At 74.3% G+C, this 11,618-nt stretch carries 11 protein-coding genes and 1 pseudogene; 6 read left to right on the forward strand and 6 right to left on the reverse strand.

The window, feature by feature from the left end:
- Positions 1 to 53: 53 nt before the first annotated feature.
- From UW392_RS20370 to UW392_RS20385, 4 genes are read right to left on the reverse strand one after another with little or no spacing between them, the layout of a single operon-like run.
- Positions 54 to 938: a MoxR family ATPase gene (locus tag UW392_RS20370; protein WP_320776476.1), complete on the reverse strand. Its 885-nt coding sequence runs from the start codon at positions 936 to 938 to the stop codon at positions 54 to 56.
- The gene (locus tag UW392_RS20375; RefSeq protein ID WP_320776477.1) at positions 935 to 1,789 is read right to left on the reverse strand and encodes a xanthine dehydrogenase family protein subunit M; all 855 of its coding nucleotides are present in this window, start codon (positions 1,787 to 1,789) and stop codon (positions 935 to 937) included. The genes UW392_RS20370 and UW392_RS20375 overlap by 4 nt, the downstream gene beginning before the upstream one ends.
- A complete protein-coding gene (locus UW392_RS20380; RefSeq protein ID WP_320776478.1) occupies positions 1,786 to 4,149 on the reverse strand; it encodes a xanthine dehydrogenase family protein molybdopterin-binding subunit in 2,364 nt (787 codons plus the stop codon). The genes UW392_RS20375 and UW392_RS20380 overlap by 4 nt, the downstream gene beginning before the upstream one ends.
- Entirely contained in the window at positions 4,146 to 4,628 is a 483-nt protein-coding gene (locus UW392_RS20385) for a (2Fe-2S)-binding protein (RefSeq protein ID WP_320776479.1), read from the reverse strand. Before UW392_RS20385 ends, UW392_RS20380 begins: the two co-directional genes overlap by 4 nt.
- A gap of 184 nt (positions 4,629 to 4,812) precedes the next feature.
- Between UW392_RS20385 and UW392_RS20390 the strand changes: the two genes are divergently transcribed.
- On the forward strand, positions 4,813 to 5,100 hold the full coding sequence (locus UW392_RS20390; RefSeq protein WP_320776480.1) for a hypothetical protein: 288 nt from the start codon (positions 4,813 to 4,815) through the stop codon (positions 5,098 to 5,100).
- Positions 5,101 to 5,180: 80 nt separating this feature from the next.
- Here the strand turns inward: UW392_RS20390 and UW392_RS20395 are convergent, their stop codons facing one another.
- Positions 5,181 to 6,944, reverse strand: a complete 1,764-nt coding sequence (locus UW392_RS20395; RefSeq protein WP_320776481.1) for an ABC transporter ATP-binding protein — start codon at positions 6,942 to 6,944, stop codon at positions 5,181 to 5,183.
- A 148-nt stretch (positions 6,945 to 7,092) separates the two neighbouring features.
- On the opposite strand from UW392_RS20395, the gene UW392_RS20400 reads away from it, so the two are divergent.
- The 5 genes and pseudogenes from UW392_RS20400 to UW392_RS20420 all read left to right on the forward strand — a co-directional run bounded on the left by UW392_RS20400 (position 7,093) and on the right by UW392_RS20420 (position 10,412).
- Positions 7,093 to 8,181: an S-(hydroxymethyl)mycothiol dehydrogenase gene (locus UW392_RS20400; protein ID WP_320776482.1), complete on the forward strand. Its 1,089-nt coding sequence runs from the start codon at positions 7,093 to 7,095 to the stop codon at positions 8,179 to 8,181.
- Entirely contained in the window at positions 8,181 to 8,810 is a 630-nt protein-coding gene (locus UW392_RS20405) for an MBL fold metallo-hydrolase (protein WP_320776483.1), read from the forward strand. Before UW392_RS20400 ends, UW392_RS20405 begins: the two co-directional genes overlap by 1 nt.
- Before the next feature lie 64 nt (positions 8,811 to 8,874).
- A pseudogene (locus UW392_RS20410) lies at positions 8,875 to 9,302 on the forward strand (hypothetical protein); the annotation flags it as partial.
- 33 nt (positions 9,303 to 9,335) lie between these two features.
- On the forward strand, positions 9,336 to 10,127 hold the full coding sequence (locus UW392_RS20415; RefSeq protein WP_320776484.1) for an SDR family NAD(P)-dependent oxidoreductase: 792 nt from the start codon (positions 9,336 to 9,338) through the stop codon (positions 10,125 to 10,127).
- Positions 10,128 to 10,226: 99 nt separating this feature from the next.
- A complete protein-coding gene (locus UW392_RS20420) occupies positions 10,227 to 10,412 on the forward strand; it encodes a hypothetical protein (protein ID WP_320776486.1) in 186 nt (61 codons plus the stop codon).
- 72 nt (positions 10,413 to 10,484) lie between these two features.
- Here UW392_RS20420 and UW392_RS20425 read toward each other — a convergent pair.
- The coding region (locus UW392_RS20425; protein WP_320776485.1) for a S1 family peptidase at positions 10,485 to 11,618 on the reverse strand (1,134 nt) is incomplete at its 5' end.

Below are 11,618 nucleotides of genomic sequence, written 5' to 3' on the forward strand. Positions count from 1 at the left end.
CACCGGACCGCCCCCCGCCGGCCACCCGGCGCGACCGGCCCCGCCCACCCCCGTCATCCGCCCCGGGCGGCCAGCACCGCCGCCAGGTCGAGCGCGCCCGCCCGCTCGATGTCCTCCTGGTACTTCAGGACCGCCCCCAGCGTCGCCGTGGCCAGTTCCGCGTCGGCCTCCGCGGCGCCGAGCGCGTCCAGCGCGCGGGCCCAGTCCAGAGTCTCCGCCACCCCCGGCGGCTTCAGCAGGTCCTGGCCGCGCAGCGCCTGCACCAGCGCCGTCACCTGTTCCGCCAGCCGGGCCGACACCTCCGGCAGTCGCCGCCGTACGACGGCCAGTTCGTGTGCGAAGTCCGGGTGGGCGAACCAGTGGTACAGACAGCGGCGCTTGAGGGCGTCGTGCACCTCACGGGTGCGGTTGGAGGTCAGCACCACCACCGGCGGCTCCCCGGCGCGGACGGTCCCCAGCTCCGGGATCGTCACCGAGAAGTCGGAGAGCAGCTCCAGCAGGAACGCCTCGAACTCGTCGTCGGCCCGGTCGATCTCGTCGATCAGCAGCACGCACGGCGTGGTCGTCAGGGCCCGCAGCAGCGGCCGGGCGATCAGGAACCGCTCGTCGTACAGCTCGCCCTCCAGCCGCCCGGCGTCCGTCGCGCCGACCGCCTCGGCCGCCCGCAGGTGCAGCAGCTGACGCGGGAAGTCCCAGTCGTACAGGGCCTGCGAGGCGTCGATGCCCTCGTGGCACTGGAGCCGGACCAGCGGGGCGCCGAGCGCCTCGGCGAGGGCGACGGCGAGCGCGGTCTTGCCGGTGCCCGCGTCGCCCTCGCAGAAGACCGGCCGGTGCAGCCGCAGCGCCAGACAGCAGGTCACGGCCAGCCCGTCGTCGACGAGGTACCCGGTCCCCGCCAGCCCGGCCCGGATCTCCCCGGGACCGCCGGCCGGCCTCACCCCATCCCCGCGGCGGCCAGCACCGCCCGCCGGGTCAGCACCCGCGCCAGGTGCGCCCGGTACTCGGGCGAGGCCGAGACGTCCTGCGCGGGGACCGTGCCGATCGCCGCCGACTCCGCGGCCCGCGCGACGGCCCGCACGTCCCCGGCACCGGACAGCGCCTCCTCGGCGGCCGTCGCGCGCAGCGGCGTGGCGCCCATGTTGACCAGCCCGATCCGGGCCTCGGCGATCGCGCCGTTCCCGCGCCGCACCAGCGCCGCCACGCCGACCACCGCCCAGGACTGCGCCGCCCGCTGGAACTTCTCGTAGTGGAACCCCCAGCCCTCCGACTTCGGCACCCGCACCTCGATCAGCAGCTCGTCGGGGGTGAGCGCGGTCTCCAGGTAGTCGGTGAAGAACTCCCGGGCCGGAACCGTGCGCCGCCCGCGCGGCCCCTGCGCGACCAGCTCCCCGTCCAGCGCGAGGAGCACCGCGGGCAGGTCCCCGGCCGGGTCGGCGTGCGCGAGGGAGCCGCCGAGGGTCCCCCGGTGCCGTACGGCGGGATCGGCGACCTTCGCCGTCGCGGCGGCCAGCAGCCCCGCGTGCCGGCGCACCAGCGGGTCATGGACCACGTCGTGATGGGTGGTCAGCGCGCCGACGACGAGGAACCCGCCCTCCTCGCGCACCCCGCGCAGGCCCGGGAGGCGGCCGACGTCCACCACCAGGTCGGGGAAGGCCAGCCGCAGCCGGAGCAGCGGCAGCAGGCTCTGCCCGCCGGCCAGCACCTTCGCGTCCTCGCCCGCGCCCGCGAGGACGCGCACCGCCTCCTCGACGCTGCCGGGCCGGACGTAGTCGAACGCGGGCGGGATCATGCGGTCGCCTCCTCCATCGCGCGCCACACCCGTTCGGGCGTGCAGGGCATCGGTACGTCCGTCACGCCCAGCGGCCGCAGCGCGTCCACGATCGCGCCCACCACCGCCGGGGTGGAGGCGATCGTCCCGGCCTCGCCGACGCCCTTCACGCCGAGCGGGTTGGAGGTTGCCGCGGTCTCCGTGCGGTCCGTCACGAAGTCCGGCAGGTCCGCCGCGGAGGGGACCAGGTAGTCGGCCATCGTGCCGGTGACCAGGTTGCCCTCGTCGTCGTAGACGGCCTCCTCGTAGAGCGCCTGCGCGATGCCCTGCGCGAGGCCGCCGTGCACCTGGCCCTCGACGATCAGCGGGTTGACCACCCGGCCGACGTCGTCGACGCAGACGTAGGAACGGATACGGCTGCGCCCCGTCTCGGTGTCGACCTCCACCGCGCACAGGTGGGTGCCGTGCGGGTAGGAGAAGTTCTCCGGGTCGACGACGTGCCCGGCGTTGATGCTCGGCTCCACGCCGTCGGGCAGGTCGTGCGAGGTGAACGTCTCGAAGGCGATCTCCTGGATGGACCTGCGGGCCTCGGGAGAGCCCTTGACCGCGAAGACCCCGTCCCGGAACTCCAGGTCGCGCTCGCTCGCCTCCAGCAGGTGCGCGGCGACCTTCCGGGCCTTCTCCACCACCTTCTCCGCGGCCCGGTGCACCGCCGCGCCGCCCACCACCAGCGACCGCGACCCGTAGGTGTCCATGCCCTGCGGCGCCGCCCGGGTGTCGCCGTGCACCACCTCCACGTCCTCGAACGGCACACCCAGCACGTCGGCCGCGATCTGGCTCCAGGACGTCACGTGCCCCTGGCCGTGCGGACTGGTGCCGGTGACCACCTCGACCTTGCCGGTGGGCAGCATCCGGACGCTCGCCGCCTCCCAGCCGCCCGCCGCGTACCGCAGGTCCCGCAGCACCCGGCTCGGCGCCAGGCCGCACATCTCCGTGTACGTCGACACCCCGATCCCCAGCCGTACGGTGTCCCCGCGCTCGGCGCGCTTGCGCTGCTCGGCGCGGAGCCCGTCGTACCCGAAGAGCGCCAGCGCCTTCTCGGTCGCCGCCTCGTAGTTGCCGCTGTCGTAGGTCAGCCCGGCGATCGTCGTGTACGGGAACTCCTCGTGCCGTATCCAGTTCCGGCGCCGCAGCTCCACCGGGTCCAGGCCCAGTTCGGCGGCGAGTTCGTCCATGATCCGCTCGATGGCGTACGTCGCCTCCGGGCGCCCGGCACCCCGGTAGGCGTCGGTGGGGGTCCGGGTGGTGAACACCCCGGTGCAGGTGAACTCGTAGGAGTCCATCTTGTAGATGCCCGGGTACATGAAGGCGCCCAGGATCGGGACGCCGGGCGTGACGAGCATCAGGTACGCGCCCATGTCGGCCAGCAGGTCCACCTTCAGGCCGAGCAGCCGCCCGTCGCGGCTCGCTGCGATCTCCACGTCCTGGACCATGCCGCGGCCGTGGTGGGTGGCGAGGTACCCCTCGGACCGGGACTCGGTCCACTTCACCGGGCGGCCGAGCCGGCGCGCGAGATCGAGGGCGACCGCCTCCTCGCCGTACACCTGGAGCTTGGAGCCGAACCCGCCGCCCACGTCGGGCGCGACGACGCGCAGCTTGTGCTCGGGCACGCCCGTGACCATGGCGAGCATGACCCTGAGGACGTGCGGGATCTGGGTGGAGGAGTACACCGTGTACTCGCCGGACGCGGCGAGCGGGGTGACGACGACCGCGCGCGGCTCCATGGCGTTGGCGATCAGCCGCTGCTGCCGGTAACGGCGCCGCAGCGTCACGTCCGCGCGGGCCCGGACCGCGGCGAACTCCTCCCCGCCCTTCAGCGGCCACACGTAGGAGCGGTTGGTGCCCCGGTCGGCGTGGACCAGCGGGGCGCCCTCGGCGAGGGCCGCCTCCAGGTCCAGGACCGGCTCCAGCGGCGTGTACTCGACCTCGACCGCCTCCAGCGCGTCGGCCGCGGCGTACCGGTCGCGGGCCACCACCACCGCCACCGGGTCCCCGGCGTGCCGCACCTCCTCGACCGCGACCGCCGGGTGGTCCGGCAGCACGATGTCCTCGGTGACCGGCCAGGCGCACGGCAGCGAGGCCAGGCCGTCCGCGAGATCACGGCCGCTGAACGCCGCGACCACGCCCGGCCGTTCCAGCGCGGGGGACACGTCGACCCGGTCGATCCGGGCGTGCGCCATCGGGCTGCGCAGGAACGCCAGGTGCAGCAGGCCGGGTGCCTGGATGTTGTCCGTCCAGTTGGTCTGCCCCGCCAGGAGCCGGGCGTCCTCCTTGCGGGGCCGGGCCCGGCCGACCTCGCCCGTGACGGGAGCCCCGGTCATGCCGGCACCTCCGCGTCCTCGGTGGCACGGGCCGCGGCGAGCACCGCCCGCACGATGTTCTGGTAGCCCGTGCAGCGGCACAGGTTGCCCTCCAGCGCCTCGCGCACCTCGTCGGGGGCCGGGTCGGGGTTCTCCCGCAGCAGGTCGCGCGCCGCCATCAGCATCCCGGGGGTGCAGTAGCCGCACTGGAGCGCGTGCCGCTCGTGGAAGGCCCGCTGGAGCGGCGTCGGTCCGCCGTCCGCCGCCAGCCCCTGCACGGTGGTCACCTCGCAGCCGTCCGCCTGCACCGCGAGGACGGAACAGCTCTTCACGCTCGCGCCGTCGAGGTCGACGGTGCAGGCCCCGCAGCTGGAGGTGTCGCAGCCGATCGGGGTGCCGGTCAGACCCAGCCGGTCGCGCAGGTAGTGCACCAGCAGCAGCCGGGGTTCCACCTCGTCCTGGTACGTCGTGCCGTCCACCTTCACCGAGACACGGGTCATCTGCCCTCCCAGGAACAGGAACACCGGACGTGATGGGCGTCACTGTAGGTCCGCCCCGGGCGGGCGGCGAGGGGCGGGACGGAAGCGGAGCGCCTGCCCCCGGCCCGGTCGCCGTACTGGGCCTGACGGGTGAGACCGCCCGTACGGCCGTGACCGGCGCCGCCGCCACCGCGTTGCCCAGTGCATGTTCTCCACACGACGATTGGTCACCGCGGTCTCCCTCGCGGCCGGGATCACCGGTCTCGCCGCGATGCCGGCGAGCGCGGCCGACGCGGGCGGCCAGGAAACCGGCGGCCTCCGACCGACGCAGATCCTCGACTCCCTCGCCGTCTCCGACCTGCCGGCCGAGTACCGCGACCAGGTGTTGCGCCCCTCGGACCAGCTCCGCAAGCTCAAGGACCTCAACCAGCTGCGGCAGCTCACCGACATGGCCGCGCCGGTCACCGGCCTCCTGCCGGGCATCCACACCTGAGCGGACACCCCACGAGACCGGCCGGAGGGCCGCCCGGACCACCGGGCGGCCCTCCGCCGTTCACCCGCCCGTGCGCGCGCTCAGTCGTCGCCCGTCAGGAACTGCGTCGCCGCCAGCTCCGCGTAGAGCGGGTCGCCGGTCAGCAGCTCCCGGTGGGTGCCGACCGCGCGGACCCGGCCCGTGTCCATCACCACGATCCGGTCCGCCGCCGTCACCGTGGACAGCCGGTGGGCGACGACCAGCACCGTCGTCGTCCGCGCCACGTCGGCGACGGTGTCCCGCAGCGCCGCCTCGTTGACCGCGTCCAGCTGCGAGGTGGCCTCGTCGAGCAGCAGCAGCCGGGGCCGGCGCAGCAGCGCCCGGCCGATCGCGACACGCTGGCGCTCACCGCCCGACAGCTTCGTCCCGCGGTGCCCGACCAGGGTGTCCAGACCGTCCGGCAGCCGGGCCACCAGCCCGTCCAGGCGGGTCGTCTTCACCACCCGCGCGACCGCGTCCTGAGCCGCGTCCGGATTGCCCAGCAGCAGGTTGTCCCGGAGCGAACCCGACAGCACCGGCGCGTCCTGCTCGACGTAGCCGATCGCGGCCCGCAGCTCCGGCAGCTCCCAGTCGGCGACGTCCCGGCCGTCCAGCGTCACCGTGCCCGACTCGGCGTCGTAGAACCGCTCGATGAGCGAGAAGACCGTCGTCTTGCCCGCGCCGGACGGGCCGACGAACGCCGTCATGCCCCGGGCCGGCACGGCGAACGTCACCCCGTGGTGCACGCGCGGCAGGTCCTCGGCGTAGCGGAAGCGGACGTCGTGGAAGGCGACCGCGGCGGGCTCCGCGCCCGGCGACGGCAGCGGCGCCGGACGGGCCGGGGGCTCGGCGGGCAGCCGCTGTGCCTCCTGGATGCGGACCAGCGCCGCCGCACCCGTCTGGTACTGCGTGACGGCGCTGATGACCTGCTGCAACGGGGAGATCAGGAAGAACACGTACAGCAGGAACGCGACCAGGGTGCCGATGTCGACGGCGCCGGTGGCCACCCGCGCCCCGCCCACCGCCAGCACCGTGATGAACGCGACCTGGATCGCGAGGCCCGCCGTGTTGCCCGCCGCCGCCGACCACTTGGCGGCGCGCACGCTCTGCCGCCAGGACTCCTCGGCCGCCTCGTGCAGCGCCCGCTCCTCCCGGGGCTCGGCGCCCGACGCCTTGACCGTCCGCAGCGAGCCCAGCACCCGCTCCAGCGCCGCGCCCATCACCCCGACGGCCTTCTGCGCCTCCTTGCTCGCCCGGTTGATGCGCGGCGCGATCAGGCCGATCACCACGCCCGCGCCCGCGATGACCGCCACGGTCACGGCCAGCAGCACGGGATCGACCAGGCCCATCATCACGACGGTGGCGAGCAGCGTGAGCCCCCCGGTGCCGAGCCCGACCAGCGAGTCGGAGGTCACCGTGCGCAGCAGCGTGGTGTCCGAGGTGATCCGGGCCATCAGGTCGCCCGGTTCGGAGCGGTCCACGGCCGGCACCCGCAGCCGCAGCAGGTACGAGGAGAGGGAGCGCCGCGCGCCCAGCACCACCGACTCGGCGGTGCGCCGCAGCACGTACGCGCCGAGCGCCCCCACCACCGCGTTGAAGACCACCAGCGCCGACATCGCCAGCAGCGCGCCGGCGACCGCACGGTCGTGCGACAGGTCGTCGATCAGTCCCCGGGCCACGAGCGGCAGCAGCAGCCCCGTCGCCCCGGTGACCAGCGACAGGACGGCGCCGCCGAGCAGTGCCCAGCGGTGCGGGCGCACATAGCCGAGGAGCAGCCGCCAGGCGGGCGGGCCGGGTGGTGCCGTCTGCGTGTCTGCGATGCTCACGGTGCTCCTTCGCGCTCCTGCGGCCGGTGGCCGGACCCCCTGAAGGCTACGTCCGGGTCACGGCCGGGCACGGTCGGTGGCCCCGCGCCGATCACTTGCGCGTAGGGTCGGCGGGGACAGGACAGTGGCCGAGAAAGGGGTCAGCGCCATGGCGCAGGAAGTACGCGGCGTGATCGCACCGGGCAAGGACGAACCGGTACGGATCGAGACGATCGTCGTGCCGGATCCCGGACCCGGCGAGGCCGTGGTGAAGATCCAGGCGTGCGGCGTCTGCCACACCGACCTGCACTACAAGCAGGGCGGCATCAGCGACGACTACCCGTTCCTGCTCGGCCACGAGGCCGCGGGCGTCGTGGAGTCGGTCGGGCCGGGCGTGGACGACGTGGCCCCCGGTGACTTCGTGGTCCTCAACTGGCGTGCCGTGTGCGGGAAGTGCCGCGCGTGTCTGCGCGGCCGCCCCTGGTACTGCTTCGACACCCACAACGCCACGCAGAAGATGACCCTGGCCTCGACCGGCCAGGAGCTGTCCCCGGCGCTCGGCATCGGCGCGTTCGCCGAGAAGACGCTGGTCGCCGCCGGACAGTGCACCAAGGTCGACCCGGCCGTCGCGCCGGAGGTCGCGGGACTCCTCGGCTGCGGCGTGATGGCCGGCATCGGTGCCGCGATCAACACCGGCAACGTCGGCCGCGGCGACAGCGTCGCCGTCATCGGCTGCGGCGGCGTCGGTGACGCGGCGATCGCCGGCTCCTACCTGGCGGGCGCCGCCAAGGTCATCGCCGTCGACATCGACGACCGCAAGCTGGCGACCGCCCGCACCATGGGCGCCACCCACACCGTCAACTCCCGCGAGACCGACCCCGTCGAGGCGATCCGCGAGCTGACCGGCGGCTTCGGCGCCGACGTCGTGATCGAGGCGGTGGGCCGCCCGGAGACGTACCGGCAGGCGTTCTACGCCCGCGACCTGGCCGGCACGGTCGTCCTCGTCGGCGTCCCCACCCCCGAGATGCAGCTCGAACTGCCGCTCCTCGACGTCTTCGGCCGCGGCGGCTCCCTCAAGTCCTCCTGGTACGGCGACTGCCTGCCCTCCCGGGACTTCCCGATGCTGATCGACCTCCACCAGCAGGGCCGCCTGGACCTGTCGAAGTTCGTGACGGAGACCATCCGGCTCGACGAGGTGGAGAAGGCGTTCGAGCGGATGCACGGCGGCGACGTCCTGCGCTCGGTGGTGGTCCTCTGATGGCCGCCCGTGTCGAACGCGTCGTCACCTCCGGGAAGTTCGAGCTGGACGGCGGCTCCTGGGACGTCGACAACAACGTGTGGCTGGTCGGTGACGACCAGGAGGTGCTCGTCATCGACGCCGCGCACGACGCCGACGCGATCCTCGAAGCCGTCGGGGACCGCCGCCTCACCGGCATCGTCTGCACCCACGCCCACAACGACCACGTCAACGCGGCCCCGGCGCTCGCCGAGCGGACCGGCGCGACGATCTGGCTGCACCGCGACGACCTCCCGCTGTGGCGGCAGACCCACCCCGAGCGGGAGCCCGACGCCTTCCTGGCCGACGGCCAGGTCATCGAGGTGGCAGGCGCCGGCCTGACGGTCCTGCACACCCCCGGGCACGCGCCCGGCGCCGTCTGCCTGTACGGCCCGGGGCTCGCCACCGTCTTCACCGGCGACACCCTCTTCCAGGGCGGCCCCGGCGCCACCGGCCGCTCCTTCTCGGACTTCCCGACGATCGTCGACTCGATCCGCGACCGGCTCCTCACCCTCCCCCCGGAGACCGAGGTGCGCACCGGCCACGGCGACTCGACCACCATCGGCGCGGAGGCCCCCCACCTGGACGAGTGGATCAAGCGCGGCCACTGAGCCGGCCCGGAAAAGACCGACAGGATATGTCCGGTTTCCCGGGGATGTTCGTGCGTGCACACCGACCACGCACGTCAGGAACGGGAGGCCGGACCTGCCGGACTCGCTCGAAGGCAAGGTCGCACTGGTCGCGGGGGCGACCCGGGGAGCCGGACGGGGGATCGCCGTCCCCACCGACCACCTCGACCCGGCACAGGTCGGCGACCGCGTCGACCGCGTCGCCCGCGAAGTCGGCCGCGTCGCCCGTGGCCTTCTCCCTCGGCCACGAACTCGGGCCGCGCGCCGCCACGGCCGTCGCGCTCACCCCGGGCCGGCTCCGCTCGGAGATCATGCTCGACGCGTCCGGCGTGCGGGAGGAGAACTGGCGCGACGCCCTGGGAGAGCACGCCCCACTTCGCCACCGACCTCGACGGCAGCCGCCCGGACGCCTGGCGCTACCTCGTCGAGGTCCAGGACCCCGGCGAGCCGGCGGACGTCACCGGGTACCGCTGACGGGGTGATCGCACCGGGGCTACGGTGTCTCCCGTGACGGACACCACACGGTTCACGGGACACGCGGCGCTCATCACGGGTGCGGCGCGCGGCATCGGCGCCGCCACCGCCGCCCGGCTGGCGCGGGAGGGGGCCCGGGTCCTGCTCACCGACGTGGACCCGGACGCCGCGGAGCGCACCGCCGAGGCCCTGCGCGGCCGGGGACTCGCCGTCGAGGCACGGGTCTGCGACGTCACCGACCGGGCGTCGGCCGAGGCGGCCGTCGCCCACGCCGCCGACACCTTCGGCGCCCTCGACGTCCTGGTCAACAACGCCTACTCCTGTACGCCCGACACCGGGCGCTTCGAGGACGAACCCGACACGACCTGGGCCCGCGACCTCGACACCACCCTCACCGGCGCCTACCGCTGCTGCCGCGCCGCCCTGCCGCACCTCGCGGCCTCGGGGCGCGGCGCGATCGTGAGCATCGGATCGGTCAACGGCGTGCAGGACTTCGGCAACCACGCCTACAGCGCCGCCAAGGCGGGCCTGGCCTCCCTCACCCGCACCCTCGCCGGGCACGCGGCGCCGCGCGGTGTCCGCGTCAACCTCGTCGTCCCGGGCACGGTGCGCACCACGGCCTGGGAGGGCCGTGACGCCCAGTTGGCGGCGGTGCGGCGGCTGTACCCGCTGGGCCGGGTCGGCGAACCCGACGACATCGCCGCAGCGGTGGCCTTCCTCGCCTCGCGCGACGCGGCCTGGATCACCGGCACCACCCTCACCGTCGACGGCGGTCTCACCGCCGTCAACGCGGGGTTCCGGCAGGCGGTCGCGGAGGTGACGTGAACTCCCGCACATCAGGGGGCAGATGACGTGACCATTAACACGGTCCGTTATGTCCGGTTAGAGAGTCCTTACTCACGGTGCCTTCACGTCGTGAGCCGTATGCTTCACACCATGTCCACCACTGTTGATCCTTCCTCCGAGCGATCGGCTGCCGAGGTCAACGAGGAGATCCGGGCCCTGTGGCGCCGGTCGGGCGGGACACTGAGCGTCGAGCAGCGCGAGGAGTACCAGCGGCTCGTCCTGGAGTGGGCCGCCGCGGCCCCCCACCCGGTGAAGGCGGCCTGACCGCCGTCCACGGCCAAGGCGGCCCGACCGCCGTCCCGGCCCTCCTCGGCAGCCGCCACACACAGAAGCGCCCTAGCCCCAGGTCGCCGAGTAATGCCGCCGGTACGCCTTGCGGTCGTGCTCCGAGCGTATCCAGCGGGCGGCCACCAGCATGAGCAGGCTGCCCGCCACGATCAGCAGACCGGGGCCGAGCGTGCCGCGGTCGGTGAGCCGGGCCAGCAGCGTCGAGGCGTCCGCGCCCGGCACCGGCGCCGACGTCCCGGGCGAGGCGGCACCGGCCCCGTCCGGCGCCGAAGCCGACGGCGCGGGGGAGGCGCCGGCGGCGACGATCAGCCGCACCCCGAGCGACTCCAGCGCCTCTCCCACCGGCTGGAAGAAGGTCGTACCGCCCTTCGCGCAGTCGCCGTTGCCGCCGGAGGTGACGCCGAGCGCGATCCCCTCCGAGAACAGCGGGCCGCCGCTGTCCCCGGACTCCGCGCACACGTCCGTCTCGATCAGGCCGGTGACCGTGCCCTCCGGGTAGTTCACCGTGGCGTCCACCGCCGTCACCCGCCCGTCGCGCAGGCCGCTCGTGCTGCCGCTGCGGAACACCCGCTGGCCGACGGACGCCTGGCCCGTGCCGGTGATCCGGACGCCCTCGCCGTCGCCGACCGCCACCACGTCGGCGTCGTCGCCCGCCGTGCCGTCCGCGTACTCCACCAGGGAGAAGTCGTCGCCGGGGAAGCTCCCGGCGATCGTCCTGCCGACCTCCTCGCGGCCCGCGCTGTCCGCGAACCACACCGAGCCGGTCGGGCCGCAGTGACCGGCCGTCAGGATGAAGTCGGCACGGCCGTCGGTCACGTTGAACCCGGCCGAGCAGCGTCCCGCCGTGGACAGGATCGGCTGCGCCCCGTTGACACGGAGGGTGAAGGTGCCGTCGGTGCGCTCCGTGCGGACGAGGCCGCCGAGGTCCCACGCGGCGTCGGTCACCGTCGACCAGTCGTCCGCCGAGACCGTGCTGTCGCCCCGTACCACCACCTCGTTGGACCGGTAGTCCGTGGTCCACGCGGTCCCGGGCACCCGGGGGAGCGCCCGCAGCGCGGACGTCGCCGCCTTGAGCTCCCGCGCGCTGTGCGGCACGAGCGCGGCCTCGGCGCCCGCGCGGCGGACCTCGTCGGCCGTCTCCTCGTCGGTGACGGCGACCACCGGGCCGCCGTCGGCCCCGAC

It is taken from the genome of Streptomyces sp. CRN 30 (genome assembly GCF_034105845.1).